General features: G+C 53.3%; 12 protein-coding genes. 4 read left to right on the plus strand and 8 right to left on the minus strand.

Features of this window, described 5'->3' with window-relative positions:
* Positions 1-72: 72 nt before the first annotated feature.
* Positions 73-1,005, minus strand: a complete 933-nt coding sequence (mmuM, locus tag OGW16_RS14200) for a homocysteine S-methyltransferase (RefSeq protein WP_181230708.1) — start codon at positions 1,003-1,005, stop codon at positions 73-75.
* Positions 992-2,395, minus strand: coding sequence for an S-methylmethionine permease (mmuP, locus tag OGW16_RS14205; RefSeq protein WP_286518539.1), 1,404 nt, complete (start codon positions 2,393-2,395; stop codon positions 992-994). The genes mmuM and mmuP overlap by 14 nt, the downstream gene beginning before the upstream one ends.
* Positions 2,396-2,824: 429 nt before the next feature.
* Here mmuP and OGW16_RS14210 point away from each other — a divergent pair, with 429 nt between their 5' ends.
* Together OGW16_RS14210 and OGW16_RS14215 are read left to right on the plus strand one after the other, a co-directional pair.
* Entirely contained in the window at positions 2,825-3,127 is a 303-nt protein-coding gene (locus OGW16_RS14210) for a putative quinol monooxygenase (RefSeq protein ID WP_199994231.1), read from the plus strand.
* Positions 3,128-3,261: 134 nt separating this feature from the next.
* Positions 3,262-3,651 carry a VOC family protein gene (locus tag OGW16_RS14215; protein ID WP_043017853.1) on the plus strand — a complete coding sequence of 130 codons (390 nt, stop codon included), beginning with the start codon at positions 3,262-3,264 and terminating at the stop codon, positions 3,649-3,651.
* A gap of 145 nt (positions 3,652-3,796) precedes the next feature.
* On the opposite strand, the gene OGW16_RS14220 is transcribed toward OGW16_RS14215, so the two are convergent.
* The 5 genes from OGW16_RS14220 to OGW16_RS14240 all read right to left on the minus strand — a co-directional run bounded on the left by OGW16_RS14220 (position 3,797) and on the right by OGW16_RS14240 (position 18,990).
* Positions 3,797-4,273, minus strand: a complete 477-nt coding sequence (locus tag OGW16_RS14220; protein WP_016151966.1) for a cold-shock protein — start codon at positions 4,271-4,273, stop codon at positions 3,797-3,799.
* A gap of 86 nt (positions 4,274-4,359) precedes the next feature.
* Positions 4,360-4,605, minus strand: coding sequence for a YmjA family protein (locus OGW16_RS14225; protein WP_043015341.1), 246 nt, complete (start codon positions 4,603-4,605; stop codon positions 4,360-4,362).
* Between the two features lie 616 nt (positions 4,606-5,221).
* On the minus strand, positions 5,222-5,524 hold the full coding sequence (locus OGW16_RS14230) for a hypothetical protein (protein WP_181230710.1): 303 nt from the start codon (positions 5,522-5,524) through the stop codon (positions 5,222-5,224).
* The gene (locus tag OGW16_RS14235; protein ID WP_286518540.1) at positions 5,521-17,340 is read right to left on the minus strand and encodes a hemagglutinin repeat-containing protein; all 11,820 of its coding nucleotides are present in this window, start codon (positions 17,338-17,340) and stop codon (positions 5,521-5,523) included. The genes OGW16_RS14230 and OGW16_RS14235 overlap by 4 nt, the downstream gene beginning before the upstream one ends.
* Before the next feature lie 12 nt (positions 17,341-17,352).
* Positions 17,353-18,990, minus strand: a complete 1,638-nt coding sequence (locus OGW16_RS14240; RefSeq protein ID WP_286518571.1) for a ShlB/FhaC/HecB family hemolysin secretion/activation protein — start codon at positions 18,988-18,990, stop codon at positions 17,353-17,355.
* 307 nt (positions 18,991-19,297) lie between these two features.
* On the opposite strand from OGW16_RS14240, the gene OGW16_RS14245 reads away from it, so the two are divergent.
* Positions 19,298-20,074 carry an MBL fold metallo-hydrolase gene (locus OGW16_RS14245; RefSeq protein WP_047413135.1) on the plus strand — a complete coding sequence of 259 codons (777 nt, stop codon included), beginning with the start codon at positions 19,298-19,300 and terminating at the stop codon, positions 20,072-20,074.
* Between the two features lie 19 nt (positions 20,075-20,093).
* Entirely contained in the window at positions 20,094-21,044 is a 951-nt protein-coding gene (locus OGW16_RS14250) for a GlxA family transcriptional regulator (protein ID WP_181634040.1), read from the plus strand.
* On the opposite strand, the gene OGW16_RS14255 is transcribed toward OGW16_RS14250, so the two are convergent.
* Positions 21,041-21,649, minus strand: a complete 609-nt coding sequence (locus OGW16_RS14255; RefSeq protein WP_200007611.1) for a class I SAM-dependent DNA methyltransferase — start codon at positions 21,647-21,649, stop codon at positions 21,041-21,043. The two genes, OGW16_RS14250 and OGW16_RS14255, sit on opposite strands and share 4 nt — an antisense overlap.
* Between the last annotated feature and the right edge of the window lie 52 nt (positions 21,650-21,701).

A 21,701-nucleotide genomic window follows, 5' to 3' on the forward strand; every position in this document is an offset into this window, starting at 1 on the left:
ATCAATGCACCCTATATCTGATCAACAATCCAGCCGTATCGCCACATCATTCACTGTAGGCCCGATAAACTCTCAGCTTCGCGCTTTTAGCGCGGCAATATCCGCAGGCGTGGTGCGACAGCATCCGCCAATCAACCTTGCGCCTGCGGCCTGCCACTGCGGCAGATAATCCGCAAGTTGCGCGCAATGCTCACCGTGATGGTGCCAGGTTTTGCTGACCGCATCGTAATGCTCGCCCGAGTTCGGATACACCACCAGCGGCAGCGCCGTTAAGCTGTGTAAATACTGCAACGCGGCAGTGGTGTTCTCCAGCGCAATGCAGTTAATGCCTAACGCCACCACCTGCGGATATTGCGCAAGGAAAGCGACCACGTCGCGCAGCGGCGTACCGTCGCTCAGGTGCTCGCTGTCGCGCAGGGTAAACGAGAACCATGCCCGCGCACGCGGATACGCGGTCAACAACTCAGCCAGTGCGCGAATTTCGGCAAAATTTGGCAGGGTTTCACAGGCCAGCAGATCGGCCCCGGCATCCAGCAAGGCTTCCACACGCGGGCGATGAAACGCCTGGAACGCCTCGGCGCTGCACTGATAATCGCCACGGTATTCAGAGCCATCCGCCAGATACGCGCCGTAAGGCCCGACGGATCCCGCCACCAGCAGCGTGCCCGCCTGCGGGTTCTCTGCCAGATATGCTTCACGGGCTTTACGCGCCAACTCCACGCTTTTGCCAATCAGCGCTTTCGACTGCGCTTCATCCAGACCTCGCGCGGCAAAGCCCGCCGGCGTCGCCTGATAGCTGGCGGTGATCGCGCATTGCGCCCCCGCCCGGTAATAGTCAAGATGAACTTCGCGGATAAGCTCCGGGTTTTCTACCAGCACTTTGGCTGACCACAGGCTGTCGGCTAAGTTACACCCTCGCGCTTCCAGCTCCGTCGCCATCGCGCCATCCAGCAACAGGACATCCTGTTTATCAAGGAGAGCGCGTAACGGATTATTCTGCGACATGTTCTGGCTCCTGTTTTGCGTTACGGGGTTGAGTAAGGAAATAAGCACCATAGCACAACGCGACAAACGGTAACCCGCACCACAACGCAATTCTCTGCGCTGGATCGAATGCCAGCCCTACACAGGCCACCAGGCACAGCACAAAACCTAATACCGGCACCAGCGGATACCACGGCGCACGATAATGTAATTCACTCAATGCCTTACCTTGTTGCAGATGACGGCGTCGAAAAACAAAATGCGAGGCGCATATGCTCAGCCACACCGCCACCACCGCAAATCCGGAGATTGCCGACAGCGCAACAAATACCGTATCCGGAGCCACCACGCTGGAAAACAACGCCAGCACGCCGCCGAGCATACTGACCGACAGTGCCGTCAGCGGCACACCGTTTTTCGTCACTCGGGCAAAACAGGCTGGCAGCGTACGTTCATTCGACAGCGACCACAGCATGCGCCCGGAAGCGTACAGCCCGGAGTTCGCCGCAGACAGGATGGCCGTCAGGATCACGAAGTTAAAAATATCGGCGGCGTACGGAATCCCTACTTTCTCAAACACCAGCACAAACGGGCTTTTCTCCACGCCCGCCTGCTGCATCGGGATCAGCGCTGCCAGCACAAACACGGTGCCAATAAAGAAAATAATCAGCCGCGCGATGGTGGTACGAATCGCCACCGGGATAACCTTGCGCGGGTTTTCTGTTTCACCCGCGGCAATGCCGATAAGCTCGGTGCCCGAAAAAGCAAAGTTCACTGTCACCATAGTCATCAGGATCGGTAAGCCGCCGTGCGGGAACCAGCCTTCTGCCGTGATGTTACTCAGCCCCGGCGCGGGGGAACCATCCTGCATCGGGATAAAACCGAAAATCGCCGCCCCACCGAGGATGATAAAGGCGATGATAGTGACAACTTTTACCAGCGAGAACCAGAACTCCCCTTCGGCAAAAAAGCGCGTGGAGATAACGTTCAGGCCAAAAATAATCACGCAGAACAACACACACCAAACCCATACCGGCACCTGTGGAAACCAGTACTGCATACAAAATCCGGCGGCGGTAAAACTCGACCCCAGCGCCACGGTCCAGGTCAGCCAGTAAAGCCAGGCCACGGTATACCCCGTTGCCTGGCCAAGATAGCGCGCTGCATAGACGTGAAACGCCCCCGTCTCCGGCATCGCCACCGACAGTTCGCCCAGACACTGCATAACCAGCCAGACCACCAGCGCACCAATCAGATAGGCCAGCAGCGTTCCCGCCGCTCCGGTGGTGGAGATGATGTACCCGGTATTAAAGAATAACCCTGTGCCAATCACGCCGCCTAAGGAGAGCATAATCAGGTGACGCGTTTTCATTGTGCGCTTCAGTGGCGCATTTTGTTGTGTTGTTTGCATATAACCTTCTAAACGTATGGACATCTAAACATCCAAAGAAGGTTTGTTATACCGCGTTTGTTAACAGAATGCAAAGTCAACCCTGTACCAGACGCAGATGACCACGCCGGGCGCTTAATATCGGGTGAGGATTAATAATCAAATACAAAAAGGGCCGCCAGCTCATAACACCTCCGTTGCCAGACTTTATATAAACTCTGGCAACGTGGTCGTCGGCTGACGCTCACCCGGAAGTGGGAACCGTATCTCCCCGCTCATACAACCGAATGAGTGCTTAAGCACCGCTGGCCGGGATCGGCCTTTGCGATTTGCGGATCATCTGATTGATAGCTGGAATAACTCACTCGCTGACCGAAATAACACTGTGGCGTCTTGCTCTAAATATATCTTCATCGCATAGTGTGCATTCATTTTCAGCCAGGAGGCTGCATGTTAAAGGTCATTGCCGAAGATTTCATCAAACCTGAGTTCATTGAAACCGTTCTCCCTTTGTATCGTGAGCTAATATCGGCAACGAAGAAAGAACCGCAGTGCATTGCATATGACCTCTATATTGATGAAAAAGATCCGGGCCATTTTGTTTTTATCGAAGAATGGCCAAACCACGCGGCTCTCGATGAACATTGTGCCAGCGAACATTTCCGACGACTTGTACCGTTAATCGATCACTACTCACGCCAGGAAGCACGTTACATACTGATGGATGACGTGGTAAATCCAAAGGTTGCATAAAAATAGAGGAATTGGTCAGGAGGGTAATAACGAAAGTAAGGAAATAACTTTTTGGCAGAATGCTTAAAAGCGCTGCAGTTAATGATAAAATAGCAAGTACAAATAGTAAGTTGAAACTGGGTGGCCTATTAAAAATGAATAAAAAATGTCTGGGATATATTTCGATTGTTGTCGATGATTACGACAGAGCTATCGATTACTACACAAATAAGCTCGGTTTTACCCTGATTGAAGATACTCCGCAACCGGGGAAACGTTGGGTTGTGGTATCACCGAACCCCGACAGTGACTGTCATTTGTTACTTTCCAGAGCGGCTAATGAGATTCAGGAAGCATTCATCGGTAACCAATGTGGCGGACGCGTATTCCTGTTTCTGCAAACCGATGATTTTTGGCATGATTACAATGCAATGAAGTTGGCTGGCGTTCAGTTTTGCGAAGCCCCCAGAGAAGAAGAATACGGTACCGTTGTTGTTTTTGAGGACCTCTATGGTAATCGATGGGATTTATTACAGAGAAAGTAAACACCATATGTGGTCATTAGACGTATCCAACTCAACTGGATGTCTGTTTCTGGCACAACGTTGTTCTTCCCACGCCGAAATAAAAATACCGAAACCCCGTTTCAATAAAGAGCAGGATTTCGGTATTCATTCAGTCCGCAGGGCTTCAGACCTTAAGCAGTTTCACCGTCTCGTCGATATCGATTTCATCTTCCGAGAAAATCAGCGTCGTCCCCTGGAAGGTGGTGATCGCCAGCTTTTTCAGCGTGCGCATTTCGCCAGGCTTGACGTCTGATTTCGGTCGGATGCTATTCATCAGCACGCCAACAGACAGCACCGCATTTTCTTTGTCGATACGAGTCTCAGCAGGGACTTCTTCGCTGTAGACCAGGTATGACTTGATCGCCGTGAGCTTCAGACGCTCGCCTGCGATATAGATGTATTTGCTGTCTGGTATGACTTTTACCGCATAGGCAGACAAGCCTTTGTTGTTGGTGGTAGGCTCGAAGGTCACCGCCGCGTCTTTCTTGATCAGCTCAGGATTAGCAACCTTAATCACATGAAAATAGCGGTTGTCGCCGTTTTCATCTTTGATAAATCCAAAGCCTTTATCTTTAAACCACGTTGTGATTGTTCCGTTCATTGCTGTTTCCGCCTGATTAAACCTAATACTCGTAGAGTATATCTACTCAATTTGCGCGCAGTGTAAAACACAGGCCATGTCTTTGGCTACTCGTTACCCCAGCGATTGAGGAACTCCGCGATATCATCGATACGCAGTGGGTCGACGCCGGCCACGGTTGCCATCTCCTGCTGCGCTTCTTCACTGATCTCTTCGTTGTTCATCAAACGAGTGATCAACTGCTGGAAGTAATGCGCCAGCGCGTCGCGTTCGGCATCGCTCACCGACTTTGCGGCCTCGGTCGCGTACTCGTCGGCGATATCATAATATTTTAGCGGAATGTCGTTGTTCATCAGGTGCTCCGGGGTGAATGCGTGTGCCAGCAGTTGCCTGCCGCGTCTGATGTGAATGATAGCATTCTTATTTCATGGTTCGCGATCTGTTTTATTTGCTGTAACACATTACATATATCAACACTATTTTCTGGAGCCACTTTGCATTTAATAAACATGCCATTTTTAAATGACGACATTTTTATTAAGTACGGTGTGATAGCCATAGGTTAAATAGTGTAGTAGCACAGGGACACAAACACCTTTATTCCGCTTAGCACATGACTATTTACAAGAAGTTGATTTTCTCTGACACAACATTTACGCCAGAACCCGCCGTTGCCCAAGCAGCTTCAGGTGTTTTACCAGATGCCCCATAAAACCACGAGCTACTACGCAAAAAACCACTTTCCCCCTGCACAGTTTGCTGACAGGTACGGCTAGTATTCACCCGCGAGCTGTGGGGCTGAGCGTGGCTTACGTCAACCGGTAGAAGATGAAGCTGTGGCTGGAAGGGTTTCCGGGGGCGCTGAACGACACCGGCGATCTGCCGGTGTATAAGCGCGGTAACGGGCATTGTGGATAAGGCTGACGGTTGATAATACAATCCCGGCTCGCTGGCCGGGATCGTTAACGGTTAAAGGAAGTCTGGTTCTATCCGACCTTCTGCTTTCAGGATTTCAATAAAACGCCTGTAAGTTTCTGGATCTCCCTCAACCAAGTCATCTAATATTCTTTCCGCTATGAGGGGCTTAAAAAAGATACCGTCTTCAAAAAAAATAAAGTCACCAGACATTGTAGGATCAGTAATTTCCACTTTATCTGCATTAAATACAGACAACCCATAATCTTTGACTAGTCCATAAAAATATGTTTTCCCTTTTATCCAGTAAATAGCGTAGACATCTATTAGTGTTCCATCATTTTCTTTTATTTTCATTTAACAACATCCTTAATAGAATCAATCACCTTAGCTGGGTCACTGACATTTCTCTGCGGTGTGGTAATTTTCATATCATAAGCCTTACCAGTAAATGAATTATATTGATAATGTACTGTTATTGTTGAGCCATCAGCTAATTTTTGCTTCGCTTCCATCTTCTGGAATCCCGCAGATGTAGGGAAGCGGGGATCTTTGTTCATTCCCTTAAGTGGTTCTCCAGCAGAAGCCGGATTTGTCCGAACCTGATTCCACACGATTTTTTCATTCAGATCGCGCGGGAACGGATTCTGTATCCCCTTAGCTGTAGTTATATATTCTGCATTCTTGATTAACTGCTGCTGTTCCCTTGTCAGGCGCGATATTGGATTATTCGCTGCAGGCTTCTCAACGGTTAACCCAAATATCACACCCGCCAGTATCGCTTTATTCAGGTTATTCTTGTGCAGCTCTGTATTATTCGCTACCGGTTCCAGTTCAGAGATTGAATAAGCAACCAGTCCCTGACACTGTGCATTACAGTCCGGTGAAACAGCCAGCGTTTTCAGTTTCTCAAGCTCGGCCTTCTGGTCGTTAACCGGAATACCGGTTGCCAACGCCTTCGCCTGCTGCTTTACATCCAGCTTTTTCAGATCAGACAGAAGCTGTTCTCTCTCGGCCTCAGTCTTCGCATTTGCGTACTTTTCGGTGAAGGTCGTGATGTCCTTATCACCCAGGTAGTTATTCTCAACTGCGTTTTTACCAGACTGCGCACCCGTTGTCGTGCTTTTCGAATCACCACCGGCCAGATTACCTGCCAGACCGGATGCGATAGTCGCAAGATTGCTGACTAACTGCCTGTCACTTTCATCCAGCTCGCTGACGTGCTTGCCCGGATACATCGTTTTCAGTATCGCATTCGCAGCAAGCTCTCCTGCCGCTGCGCCAGCCGCTCCGGCTGCTGCATTGTTCCCCTGCATAGCCGCCGCAGCACCGCCCAGTATCGCATGCGCGATGGCTTTAGCCGCGATATCATCCTCATCGAGGCCCACCTTATGGCCTATGATATTGGCAAGCTCCGGTGCCGATGCACCCGCCAGCGCCGCGCCAATATCACCGCCAGCCAGCCCCTGCAGAGCGCCTACGGCAGCCTGAATACCCCGCTGAATATCGCTACCCGTACCGTATTTTGCCTGCTCGGTTTTATATGCCGCTGAGTTCCGTAGTTGCGTCTGGTATCTTGCTTTTTCTTCATCACTGGCGTTCACATCCGGCTCAGGAATACCTTCCTTTGCCAGCGCTTTTTTACCCGCATTCAGGCCATTTATCTCACCCTGCGTCCTCGCGATATCCGCCGCCTGGTTACCTATCTGGCCTATCAGTTGCACTTCCTGCAGGCGCTTCTGCTCTTTTTCCTTGTCAAAAATCGGACTGATGCTGCCGTTTGCATGCTCCGCATCACGGCTCAGACCGGCGACATCCTGCTTCTGATTTTCCGTGTCGCGAACCGTTATCGTCCCCTCACTCACCGCCGCCTGCGTTGTTCCTTCCGCATGCCCACTGCTGCCACCTCCGGCAATCAGGGCGTTCGCCAGATTACCCGCGAACTGTTGACCAATACTGCCCCCTGTACTGATCCCTCCCCCCTGGTGCTCCACTTTGTAATCTGCCTGATTGTGGATATCGCCAAAGCCCAGCGTGCCCGTATCCAGACTGTTTTTATCCGCCGAACCGGTAGAAGCAATGACCGCGCCATCCAGTTGGGTGTGCTTGCCCACTGTGATATCAAAGCCACCGTCACCCGCGAAGATGCCACTCTGCTCCTGCACTGAATCAAAGTCGCTCTTCATCCTGTCGCGGCTGGCATTAAGACTTGCGGAAGCGGTCCCCGCGCCGAAGGTGTACCCCACTCCTCCGCTCACGCTGTTCTGTTTACTGTCGTAGTGGTCGCTATCTTGTGTGCTGGTTATCGTCAGATCGCGGCCTACATCCGCCGTCACCTGTTTGCCATTGACCTGCGCACCAGCAAGCGTGGTATCCCGCCCGCTGTGTATCGTGACCTGATTACCCGCATCCACCGTGGTTTCATTCTGCCAGGTACCGTTGCCTTTCTCATGCCCTTTGCTGCTGTTGGCGTTCGCCGAGACGCTGATCCCCGCACCACCAGAGCCCACGCCGATACCCACGCCAATACTGCCACCGCTGCTACTGTTTTTACCGGTTGTCAGTTGCGTATCCTGTGAAGCGATGAGATTCACGTCCCGGGCGGCATCCAGTGCCACATCCTTACCGGCCTTCACTTCACTACCAGCAATAGTAATATCGCTACCTGTGGACGTGATATTGACGCTGTTGCCTGCGTTCAGAGTACTTCCCGTCGTTGAATCCTGCTCACTATGGGAGGTCGATTTTGAGGACTGTGAGCCCAGAGAGGCACTAATACCTATCGTATTGGTATTGTCTTTAGCGGTCCCTTTCGCCTGATCCAGAGCCACGGCCTGGCCGGCTTGTACTCCGGAGAGCACTGCCTGCGTGCCCTGCAGTGCCGCCAGTCGGGAATCGCTGCTTTGTTTTGCCCCCTGCGCTGCTGAAACCGCGCTGTTCACCGCACTGCCAGCAGCCCCCGACAGCGCCACCGTCAGTCCGCTGGTTTTCTGCTCAAACTTCTCATCACGGGTGCGTTTGTCATGACCCGGTTCAATAAGTACGCTGTCGCCGCGAACAGCAATATCTTTCTGGGCGATGATATCCGCGCCGCCGATATGTGCCTGCTGGCCTGCGGTGATACTGACGTTGCCCCCCGTTGAGCCGACAGTGCTGAAGCTCTCGCTTTGGGTGGTGCCTTGTTCGCGCAGATCGTGCGTCGTTTTACTGCTACCGATGGTGAAACCGATCCCGCCCGACCCCATCAGACCGCTCTTTTTAGTCTCTTTAAAGCGCCATGAGGTATCCGTATTGGTGGCAGCAACGATATCCACATTGTTGCCAGCCCCCAGCGCCACATTGCCGTCACCGGCAACGGCTGAGCCCTGTACCAGAATGTTATTCCCGGCGGCGACCGTCACATTGTTCCCACTCAGCAGCGCGCCTTTTTCCCGCGTAGCGCTGTCTTCTTCAATCGTATGGGTAGTCTTTTTACTGAGGAATCCTTTTTTGGTTTTCGTGGTTTCCTGGTAGTGATAATCGCTCTCTGTGGCGGTCGTAAGATTCACATCCCGGCCTGCCGTTACGCCGATATCGCCCTGCGCCGTAACATCCGCTGCCTGTGCGTTTACATCACGCCCGGCAATAATGACGGCGTCGCCGCCGCTGGCAATTTCCGTTCCCTGCTGGCGTACGGCGTCATTGACCACGGTTTTCTTCTTCGCACGATAACTGTCGCCGTCTGTCGTTGCGTCAGCCAGCAGGTTGACATCTCGCCCGGCCAGCAGACCGACATCATTCTCCGCAGCCAGCCCGGTCGCATGGGAATTAATATCCTGGCCCGCTTTTAACACCAGATTGTCACCCGCTGACACGGTGGTACGGGAAAGTCCTGTGCTGTGCGATTCACTGCCGCCGTTACGGCTACTTTGCTGAGTGGTGGCCGCATTCAGATTAAGATCGTTACCCGATGTAAGCTGAGCATTCCCCCCCGCGTTAACATCGCTGGCGGTGACGTTGAGGTTATTCCCGGCATTGATACCGAGCTTACCGCCCGAACTGATGGTGCTACCCTGCCAGTCCACTGACGAACGGCTAGTCTCGGTTATCCAGCGTCCGGAGTGGCTCCGTGCATCGTTAATCTGGTTGGCATTTACCGCAATATCTCCCCACGCCTCCATCAACAATGAACCGCCCGCAGAGAGATTGGCGCCCGTAACGGTGATATCTTTGCCTGCCGAGAGCGACAATCCGTCCTGCGCGGTAATGGATGCCGTAGACCCCAGCAACGTATCTTTAAAGCTCACATTGCGGTATTTGTCCCTGGCACTCACATCAATCTGTTCCGCCAGCGTCAGGTTATTGATGTTGCCGCCCAGGCTTTCCAGCGCCACCGTTTTTCCGCTGATGGCGGAGCTGACGTTATTAATATCACCCCTCGCGCTCAGGTCGAGATTACCCCCGGCCTGCATCAGACTATTGTTAAGGTTGTTAATACTGTTTTGGCTGTCGAGAGTGAGATCGTTTCTCGCCAACAGCGTACTGCCGGAGTTGGTGATATTCCCGCTAGTCAGTTGGACATTATTCCCGGCAATGACGCTACCGTTGTTCACGGTGATATCTTTCGGCGAGAGATACAGCTTCGGTATCATTACTGTCTCACCGTTGACGGTCGCGGCTTCCCACCACAGCATGCTGTGCTCAAGGGACGCTATTTGATCGGCCGTCAGCGCCACGCCAAATTTCAGTCCCAGCGACTGCTGGGTACTGGCAGCGCTATCCATCAGATAACGCATCTGATCAAGGTCAGAACCAATACCGTTGATATATCGACTTCCCGTCTGATTCAGCATGGCGTTACTGACATAGCGGGTATCAAACGCCGCATCACCGAGGAAGCGGTAGTCATATTCCGGGTTCAGTTTGAGACGATCGAGCATATAGGCCGACCCAAGGAACTGGTTTTGATCGGTATACGCAATATTGGTTTCACGCGGCGCTTCGCCAGGTTTGATACCCAGCATTGCATTCAATTCACCAAACAGGCTGGGATCGAGCTGACCAAGACCGTTCAGTTTCGGATTAACGTTGATCAGGTACGGGCTTTTCGGATCGTCAGAGACGACGAAATACCCGTTGTTTCCGGAAGGTAACGGATACGAGCTGGTATCCACCGTTTTGCCCTGATTTTGCCCGGCGGCATTCACGCCCTTCTCGCCTGGGTTAATCAGGCCATTGAGTTGACCGAGGCTGGCGTTACCTTTCTGCGTGGTAGAAACAGGGTTGAGCGTAGAGTCTGATACGCCACCGCTTTCCAGCGCGCCTCCGCCGTTAATCTGCTGCAATGCGTCATGCAGTCGATCGTTCCACTGTGGGGAACTGACGCTCACCGTGTCATTGCCAGCCAGTGCCTGCTTTTGCACCCCATTACTGATAGTTTGGTTGCTGAGGGTGTTGAGGGTTGGGGTAACGATGGTATTGCTAACCCGTCCCCCACCAGAGGTTGCGTTTTCGTTGCCAATAGAAGTAGTAAACCTGGCGTTTACATTACCGCCCGCCTGAATCACAGAACGGTACGTTTCTCCCCCTTCCTGAACCCGGTCATGCCCTTCCAGGGTAAATGTTATTGTGCGTTCTTTAGGAAGCACAATAGTTTCACCTTTACTGTTTCTCCCCTCGTTATAACGCGGAGGTAACACATCTATATTATTTACGGCAAATTTCTGACGTGAGTATTTCTCTGGGGTATAGGTATAAACCAGATAATCAGTAAGCGTCCCGGACTGCCAGCTCTGGTTATTTAATGTGCTTCCTGAAAGGTCGATATTATTATTTGCCAGAATAGTACTGGCTGCGTTATCCAGCGTGTTTGCGCCAATTGACAGATTTCGCCCTGATGAAATACGAGCTGCGCCGCCAGAGCTGGAAACCTCTGTTTTTACCTGGCTGGAAATGAATTTTTGCGTCGCGGTATCTTTGAACGGCGCGTAGTAATACTGATAATAATGGTGGTAGCTACAGGCTCCATGTGCATTACAGGCTCCTGATTCTGTTGTGTAGGAATAACCATTAACACCATAGGAGCCTGACGGTAATTCGCTTATATCAACTTTTATTGTCGCATCACCTATCCCTGGAATACTGTTTGATCCAGCTATTTGTGTCTGGTTTGTTTTCAACCCATCCCGCTGGTTCAGCAGATGTCCTGTTTTGATGGTGATATCACCGTTCTGGGTTTCGATATTGCCGGAGGTGTTGACCACTTCGCTGTTGGCATTGCCCGCAGCATCTCGCTGCATCCACAGATTGTTGCCCGCGAGGATATCGCCGCGCTGGTTGGTAATAGTGTTAGCATAAAGCGCCAGATTATTTGCCGCGTACAACAGCGCCGTATTGACGATGGCGCCCGGTGCATTGAGCGTCAGAGAGCCACGCGTTCCGGTGAAACCAGCGACTGAAATATTACCGCGACTGGTCAGCGTAATATCGCCACCGCCCTGTAACGTTCCGGCGGCATTGAGCGCCACGTTGCTGCCGCTGAGGTGGCTCGCACCGTTGCCCGTTGTAATTTGCCCGTTATTGCTGAGCTGTCCGCCCGCCGCCAGGTTGAGCGATTGCCCTTGAAGCACGCTACGGTTGTCGATAGCGCCATCGCTGGTAATGGTCAGCGTTTTACCCGCGGCAAACGCGCTTTGCGCAGTAAAACCATTCACCAGTTTCAGCGTCAGATTACCCAGCGCAACCACCTGTCCCAACGCACCCAGCCCGCGACTTTCAACGGACAGGTCGCCGCCGCTGAACAGTTTCCCGGCCGCATTCTGATTAACTTCGCTGGCATTCACACTCAACTGCGAGTTCCCTAACAGCGTACCGTTATTCGTCAGTTGCGCGTATTTCACCGACAGTTGACCGGCCTGCGCGGTTCCCTGGTTGGTAAACCGGGTCCCTGCAAGCGTGGCGCTGTCGGCCAGCCAGTTACCGTCATTGGTGGCCGTTGTCGCATTCAGAATGAGATTTGTCGCCTGTAACCAGCCTGCGCCGGAATACTGCGCCGTGGTCAGCGTCAGCCCCGCGCCGGAAAGTAGTTTGCCGTCATTGAGCGCGCGAGTTGTGGCGTTAAGATGAGTCTCTCCACCGCCCTGCATCAAACCGTAGTTGGACAGCACTGGCGTAGAAAGCGTCAGCCCCTGGCGGCTGACAATCTCCCCGGAAGCCTGGTTTATCAAATCACCGCTCAGCGACAGCGTTGCGCCATTATCCCCTTGTAGTCTTCCGCTGTTGGTCAATGCGCCGGTCGTCATGCCCAGCGTCGCACCCTGAATTTTACCCTCGTTGGTGACTGACGCCGCAGTCAGATCCAACGCGCCGCCGCTCAGCATACTGCCCGCTTTCTGCTGCCTGACCGCGCCGTTCATGGCAAGCGTGAGCGCATTTACGCCGCTAATCGCCGCGCTGTTATCAAGGGTTGTCCCCTTCAGCGTAAGATTTTTCGCCGTCCATTGCCCGGAGTTAGTCAGAGAAAGCGCCTGTAGCGTCGCGTTACCAAGGGCGGTAATTTTGCTGCCAGCCGCAGAAGTCAGGTTATTTGCGAGCGTAAGTTGCAGGGCGTCGGCGCTTTGTATTGCCCCATTGTTTGTCAGCGTTTGCGCACTGAGCAGAACGGACTGTCCCTGCCACGTGCCATTATTCGTCACATCGCCAGAAGTGAGTTTCAGCGCCCCCTGCGTCAGCAGTGAACCACCTGCTGCGTTAATCAATTCCTGTTGCGGTGAAGCCATCGCCATTCGCGCCATCAGACGCTGACGAGCCTCCAGCGTCAGGCTTTGCAGGCCGGTCAGCGTGCCCTGATTGTGGATCCGGTTTTGCTGCAGGGTCAGGGTATTTCCCTGTACCGTGCCACTGTTATCGAACTGTGCGCCGTCGAGCGTTACGTCGCTCTCGCTGAGCAGCTTTCCGCTGTTATCAAGCTGCTGCGCGGTTAGTGACATTCCGCCATGACTCATCACATCGCCTGATGTGGTAAGGCCGTTGTTTACAGTAGCCGTCAGATTACCCAGGCTTATCAGCGATCCTTTGTGCAGCCAGTTATCAGCGGTCAGTGTAAGCTGCTGCCCCTGCAGCGTTCCTTGCGTCGTTATATTGCCAGCATCAAAGGTCAACGCGCCGCCGCTCAGCGTACGGGAGGTTGTACCCGTCGTGAGAATATCACCAGACAGCGCAAGCCCGTTCGTCCCCTGCCACAGGCCTGAATTGTTTAACGTCGAGGCTGCAAGTGTCAGCCTGTCACCGGCAATACGTCCGGCGCTGTTGATATCATCAGCCTTAAGCGCCAGCGCGCCGCCACTTTGAATGTGTCCGGGGTTAGTAAGTCGCCCGGATAGCTTGCCTTCCAGGCCATGTAAACCGTTAAGCACGCCGCTGTTATTCAGCGAGTCGGCAGTGAATGTCAGGGTATTTCCCTGCAGTACGCCGGCGTTTTCCATCGCACCGGTATGCACCAACAGCGCATTACCGGCCAACCATTTGCCTGTAGCATCCGTGGTGAAGTTATTCGTAGAAACCGAGGTACTGTCATTACCCTGAACCAGACCGCTGTTACGGATGGATTTTCCATCCAGAGTGACACTTTTCGCCGCCAGCGTACCGCGGTTATCCAGAGAGGCGGTGTTTATCGACGCCCCCTGTTTCGCCACCAGGTTACCCTGGTTTTCAACTGAGTTTGCCAGCGTCAGGTCCAGGGAATTGGCCTGAATATCACCGGCGTTAATTAATGTGTTGCTGCGCAGCGTGAAGTTGGTATTTGTCAGCAGCAGACCGTGGTTTTCCAGCGAATCGAGGCCTAAATCCAGCCCCGCACCGCTAACCAACTGCCCCTGTTGGCCATTGAACAGATTGCGGGTGGTGAGCTGTAGCGCCGAATTACCCTGCACAATGCCGTTATTCATAAGCTCCGGCGCGGAAATGCTAAGGGATTTTGCTGCAATCGTTTTGTCGTTAAACAACTGCGCCGCAGCCAACTCGAACAGGTTGAGACTGCGCAGCGATCCCTTGTTATCCAGTCGCCCGTTAGCCTTAATTTTCAGGCTATCCAGTGCCTGAACGCTGCCGCTATTGTGCAGGTTATCCAGCCTAATCGCCGCCGTACGGCCCTCCAGTTGGCCATCATTTTCGAAACGTTTTCCGCTAAGCTGTAGATCTTCACCGCTGGTCACCTGCCCACCAGCAAGGTTAGTGAAGCGATTGCCATCCCAGGCGAGCGCCTGATTCCCCTGCAGGATCCCACTGTTGCTGAGATCGCCGTGTAATGCCAGCACCTTCGCCGCCAGCATTCCGCTGTTATTTGCACTGGCGGCATGCACGGTCATACCCTGTTGACTGAGTACCTTGCCCTGGTTAGTGAACGCGTCGTGTACTGTCGCCGTTACCCCCGTTTCACCCAACGCATTACCGCTGTTTTGCCACGTATTTGCTTCCAGATTCAGCGTGCCGCCCTGCAGCAAGCCGGTGTTGTGCAGGGTCTGACTCTTCAGGCTCAATTCACCCACCGACAACACATTCCCGTCGTTTTTCACGTCCTGACTGTTCAGCGCGAGCGTATCAGCAGCCATGAGTCCGAGGTTATCTGTCTGCTGTCCGTTAACAGATAATGACGTGTCCGCCAGCAGGCGCCCCGCGGCCTCGTTTTTTACCGTCGCATATTCACTTTGCAGATTAACGCCGTTAATTTCTCCACCGTTAACCAACTGGCGGCCGTTGAGATGCAATGAACCGTCGGTGGTAATCAGCCCATGGTTGGTCAGATACGGTATATCCAACGCCAGAGAATGCCTGGCATAGAGCGAGCCGCCGCTAAGGTTATCTAACTTATCAATCTGCAGGTCCATTGCCGCGTTGCCCTGAATCAGACCGATATTCACAACATGCTGACTGTGGAGAGTTAGCGTGTCGGCTATCAGAGAGCCGCTGCTGGTCAGCAGTTCAGGTGCAATAATCGAGATGCGTTCAGCGCTGGCGCTGCCGCTATGAGTCAGCGTCGCCGCGCTGAGCGTCAGGGTGTCTGCCAACAGTTCGCCATGGTTATCAACTGACTGCTGTGCGCTGAAACCAACGCGTGCCCCGGTGGATTTCCCGCCATGACTGAGCCTGTCAGCCGTCACATCCAGCGAACCTTTCGCCGCCTGTACGCCGTCCAGCATCACGCTGTTGCCGGTAATCGCAAGGTCCAGACCGCTCTGTAAATGACCGTCTTTGCCGGTAGTCAGTTGCTTTGCACCGACGTTAAGCGCACCGGCGGCATTAACCTGACCGTTCAGGTTAAGGTTTTGCGTAACGTTTAACCGTATGTCTTGTTGCCCGGCGATCAGCGAATCTTTCGCGGCAGTGAGGTTTTCAGCATTGAGCGTTACCCCCTGGTTGCCAGAGAGGACGCCATATTGTTCAACTGACGCGGCCTGCACCGTTAGAGTGCCATCAGAGAGCAACTTTCCACTATTACGCAGCGTGACATCTGCCCGGATATCCGCATCGTTTTTCGCGCTCAGGATCCCCTGCTGGTTGAGCGATGCCGTCTGAACTGAAAGCTGGCTGCCGCTCGCCAGCGTGCCCATATTATCCAGCGACCCGCTGCGGACCGATACGCTGTTACCCTGCATCAGACCTGTGTTACTAAGGCTGCTGACAGAAGTATCAAGACTGCCGATTGCCGCCAGTTGACCACCATTAACGAGGAGGTCACCGGAGAGAGATAAAGCATCTCCCGCATTAACCTGTCCCTGGTTGTTCATTTCGCTACCGGTCAGGCTTAATGCGCCTTTCGCATCGGCCCGACTGGCGTTATCCAGTGCTATGCGCTGCGCCTTCAGCGTTAATCCGTTACCTGCTGAGAGCAATCCCCCTTTCGCCGACAGATCGCCGTTACTGTTAAGGCTAACATCAGCATCGCTACCCAGCGTGGAACGGGTCAGCGTCAGTCCATGAGTACCCTCGACATCCAGTTTTTCTTTGCTGGTCAGGTTGCCGTCGGTGACTGTCAGCGAGCCGTCACTGCGCAGTGAGGTGTTTTTCTGGCTAACCAGAGTGGTTGCAGCAACGGCTACATCCTGTTTAGCAGCCACCTGCAACTCGCCAGCCGCGGCAATCCCGCCACCATCGATCGTCACCTTGCCATCGCTACCCAACTGCACGTTTGCGCCGCTGGAGAGATTTGCATCCTGTAGCGCTAACGCCCCGGTGCTGTTGATGGTCATCCCGCTTGCGGTCTTATGACTACCGGTTAACGTGACGCCTTCGCCCCTGGCAGAAAGACCACCATTTGCCAGACTGTTGCCGATCGTTAATTTCCCGTTAGCATTGAGGGTGATATCACCCTGACGGGCATTCAGATTCCCGAGGTTGACCCCCAGCCCTTTCTCGCTGGAGACTAAATGAATTCGATTAGCATACATGCCGCCTAACGCGCCGGTATCAACCGCGATTTTCGGTGCTTCTCCTTCGCCATTTAGCGGGCTCGTCTGGCCATTCGCCGCAACGCGATTCGCCCCAGCGATAACTGTCAAATCTTTGGCGTGTAGCGCAGCATTAATTTCCGTGGCGCGAGCAATAATCGACACTGCATCGCTCTGGCTACCATCCAACCCCTTACCTTCGATGGTAATACTGCCCTTGCTTACATCCAGCGACTGCAGGTTGCCATTGGCGTCCAACACAGGTTTACCAGTGGTCAGGGTGGCGTTAGGCGTGTTGATAAATCCACAACCATTACAGGTAATGCCATAGGGGTTAGCGACCATGACGTTGGCGGCTTTCCCCGCGACTTCGGTATAGCCCTGCAGTTGCGAACGGTTAGCGCCGGTAACTTCGTTGATGATCCCTGAAGCTTCCTTTCCTAGCTGTAGGTTTGGGTTATTCTGGATAATGCCGCCGAGCTGAGTTTGGGTAAATTGCCCGGTCGCGTTGTTAAGGATCAGCCCCTCTTTTCCCACGTTGTAGTCGTTATATTTATTGTGTGAAATCCCGGACTGGTTCGGCGTGGCAATATTCACCACCGGAACACCATTGGCGGCTTTATCCACCTGCGTATTGCCTTCAGGCGTGATGACGGCAGCCATCGCCGGAAGCAGTGGTTGGGTAGCCAGCAGGAAACTCAACATGCCGCTTAGCAAACGCTGGGAAAAACGAACCTGATCCTTTTTCATCACCCTTGTTCCTTAAAATGCCACCGCAACGCGGTAATACACATTGAGATGATCCGGGGCCAGCCAGTCCGGATAGTTAACTGGCGTTCCTACGGTAAACTGAGTGGAAAACCAGCGACCTGAGCTGGTTAATCCCAGCGCAGCCCCCCACAACGTGCCGGAGGCATACCTGTCAACGCTATCCTGTTTCAGCCAGCCGCCGTCGAATGCCGCCATCGCGCCAATCTGTCCGAATACCGGCAGCGTAAACAGCGAATAATTCACTTCGTTGCGCCAGTAGCCGCCGTTATCTCCAGAAATGTATTGTTCTTTAAAACCGCGAACGGAAGTTTCTCCGCCCAGCGTCAGGCGTTCACTGCCGTAGAGTCGGTCCACAGACCATTGAAAATAGACGCTGCTAAGCCACCACAGTCTTTCTGCCAACGGGCGCTGAAAACTGCCATTGACGCTCCATTTGCGAAATTCCGCCCTTGGCACATCCCCCTGTTTATCGTTGTCATCCTCTGCGCCAAACCACGGCACGCCCTGGGTGAATGAAGGGTTAAACGTCGCAACGCCAGAAGCAATTTTTTGCGTATGGTTGATGCCCAGCGAAACGCTGGAAAGCTTGCGGCTACTGGTTTCCAGCAGGACATCATTCAATCTGTTACGGTTAATTCGATGCGTGAGACCCAGCGATGCAGCGGTCTTGACATCACCATTGCGAAACAAAACCCAGGATCCGTTCAACCGATGGGTTTCGCTATCACCAGTGGAACGCCAGGCATAACCATTGTTATCAATAGTGCTGAGGTAGTTACTCCAGCTGTAGCTGTAATCAAGCAGTCCGTAGCCATAAGAAATACTCACACCGGCTGCAAAGTTCTGCGCATCTTTGCTACTGGAAAAATCGCTGCTGCGTCCGCCGCTGATAAACCATTTATCTGCCAGGCCGAGCATATTATTGAAAAATAATGCACCACTGAGTTGCCCGGTTCCGGTGCTCTTTTGCCCGCTGTTATCAAAACTTACTGAACCATTGAGTGGAAATTCTGGCGTGGCGGTGAGGTTAACTATTGAGAACCCTTGCTGACTGCCCGGCAAAATTTCAATTTCCACCGGCGTCTGGCGAACGCGGTTCAACTGCTCCATCCCCTGTTCAATGTCACGCAGATTGAGAATTTTTCCTTCCATTCCGGGAAAGGTCATCAGCAGAGTGCGCGATGGGACGCCTTCCAGACGTATTTGCTGCAATTTCCCCTCAAGCACCGCGATATGCAGCACCCCGGATGAGAGATCCTGTTCGGTTAAAAAGGCACGACTGGTGATATAGCCTCGACTGATATACCAGTCGGAAATTGCATTTGTCAGTTCCGTCAGCCGGGGAATATCCAGGCATTGATTCACCCACGGCGCGATAAGCTTTGCCGAGGCAGCGGCGGACAACTTCGTTGCGCCGTCTATATCAATGCGCGAAATCATAAAACACGGCCCTTCAGCCCGGGCTGGTGTTTTCGGCGTTACGGTTTCAGGCAACGTAACGCTACGCTCCAGCTCTTCACGCTGACGCTGGTTTTCATTAAGTAGCTGCTGCTGTTGCTGCTGAATGGTATTACGATCCGCAGGAGAGAGAGGTGCGGCAGAAGCAGTTGTGAACGGCAAAATTAACATCCCAATCAGTAATGCCAACTTTCTTTCATCCCTGAACGTCACCCCAACCCCCAAAAAAGTACGAAAGCGAACTTGACTGCAAAGCACAGTCGACCATTTTAAAAAAGCACAAAATGTAAACAAAAGTAAAGACATCAAGTGCTGTTTCGCTTCATTCCTATTGCATTTTAGGATTTTTTATATTTTTTAATTAAATTATTCATACCCTGTTGGCCCAATCTCATCGCTAGTCGCCCATTTGCCCACATTCATCTTCTGGACAACGCTCTACGATGACACCACTGACCCAACACGTGGAGTAAATACCATGAACATCACACAAATCCGTAACGCCACACAGCGCATCACCTTTGGTGGAATGACTTTTCTGATCGATCCGATGCTGGCAGCGAAAGGCGCGTATCCGGGTTTTGCCGGAACGGCACGCGCGGAGATCCGCAACCCAACCGTCGATCTACCCGTTGATATCGCAACCCTGCTCAACGTCGACGCGCTGATCGTGACCCATCTGCATGAAGATCACTGGGATGAGGCCGCAGCTCGCATCGTGCCGAAAGACAAACCTATTTATGTGCAAAACGATTACGATGCGCAGGTGCTGCGCGAGCAGGGTTTTACACAAGTGAACGTACTGGCGCAGAACACCATGATCGGCGATATCACCCTGCGTAAAACCGGCGGTCAACACGGTTCGGATCGCGCCTACGCTATCCCGCAAATGGCTGAGCGTCTGGGTGATGCCTGCGGGGTTATCTTCCAGCATCCGGCGGAAAAAACGCTGTATCTGGTTGGGGACACCATCTGGCGCGACGAGGTGGAAAACAATATGCGGACGTTCCAGCCAGACGTGGTTATTTTGAACGCAGGTTTTGCCCACGTTATCGGGTTTGGCCCAATCATCATGGGCGCGGAAGATGTACTCAAAACCCACTTCACGCTACCCGAAGCACAAATTGTGGCGACCCATATGGAGGCGATTAACCACTGTCTGCTGACCCGCGCGGCACTGCAAGAATACGCCCGCGATAACCAGATTGCGCAATTTGTTAACGTGCCGGAAGATGGCGAAACCCTGACGTTTTAAAAACCCACAGAGGAACCGTATGCAACCGCTTAACGTCGCCATTGTTGCCGTGGAAGATTTCAGCCCGTTTCACTTCTCGGTGCCGTGTATTATTTTCAGTGACAAAGTGGCGGCGAAAAAGCGTTTTGAGGTGCAACTGTGCGCCGAACAGCCAGGGATCGTTTCTTCACAGGATGGCTTCTCCATTACCGCCGCTTACGGCTATGAAGCGGTAGAGGCCGCCGACATCGTGGTGATCCCCTGGTGGGGTGCCACCGCGCATCGTCCACCACAAAGCCTGCTGGATGCGCTCAACCGCGCACGACAAAACGGCGCACAGATTGTCGGGCTATGTCTGGGCGCGTTTGTCCTCGGCTATGCCGGTCTGCTGGATGGCAAACGGGCGGCTACGCACTGGGAGTTCGAGCAGGATTTTCAGGCGCGCTTTCCGGCGGCCCGTCTGGATATCAACGCGCTGTACGTGGATGACGACGGCATTATTACCTCGGCAGGCACCGCCGCCGCGCTGGATTGCTGTCTGTATGTCATCCGTCAGCGCTTTGGCAGCACGGTAGCGAATCAGATTGCCCGACGGATGATTGTGCCGCCACATCGCGAGGGTGGCCAGGCACAGTTTATCGAACAACCGGTGGCAAAAAATACCAAAGATCAGCGCATCAACGTCCTGCTCGACTATTTGCGCCTGCATCTCAACGAACCGCATAATCTTGACGAGTTGGCGCAGCGGGTGATGATGAGTCGTCGCACACTCACCCGCCATTTTATGAAGGCCACCGGGTCAAGCGTGGCCGAATGGTTGATTGCCGAGCGCCTGCGCCGTAGCCAGACGTTGCTGGAGTCCAGCCAGTTACCCGTTGAACGTATCGCCGAACAGGTTGGTTTTCAGTCGCCCGTCACCTGGCGCCAACATTTTAAATCCCATTTTGGCGTTAGCCCGGCTGAATGGCGTAAAACCTTTCGCGGCGATTAGCCTCTTTTTTGCGCCAGCCAGATGGTATGTCCGGCGCACTGCGGATCTTCCATCATCATCTCGACCACCGCAAAGCCATGCGCTGACAGCAATGCGCGGTATTCGTCCGGCGCGAGGCTGGCGTGAAACAGCGGCTCGCCCTCAAATTGCCCCATGGCAATGCCGTTGTCCGTACCGCTGGTAAACATCAGCGCGCTACCGGGATGGCTGAGGCGGTCAAAGATCGGGAACATCTTTTGCTGGTCCTGCTGGGTTAGATGGAAAAAGCTGTCCCAGGCGATCAGGCCGCCGAACGTCTCGTTAAGCACCAGCTCGCGCATATCTTGCTCCAGCCAGCGCTGTGCGGGAAATGAGTGCCGGGCGCGGGCCAGCATCGCCTGAGAACCATCAATGCCCGTAAGCTGAAAGCCTTGCTGGATAAAATAACCGGCAATCGGCTGACCGTTGCCGCAGCCAATATCCACAATGCTGCCCTGCCCGCCCATCACGGTGATGAACTTATCCAGCCAGCTTTTCTCGAACAGGGCGCGTGAGCGCTGACTGGCAAAGGCATCCGCATGGCGTCGGTAGATGGACAGAATATTATTTGCCGCAGAATCGCTCACAATGTCCTCACTTTTTTATTCTGTTAAGCACAACGACGATAAATCCTCCAGC

Source organism: Citrobacter sp. Ce104, assembly GCF_030334595.1.
Lineage (GTDB): Bacteria > Pseudomonadota > Gammaproteobacteria > Enterobacterales > Enterobacteriaceae > Citrobacter > Citrobacter europaeus.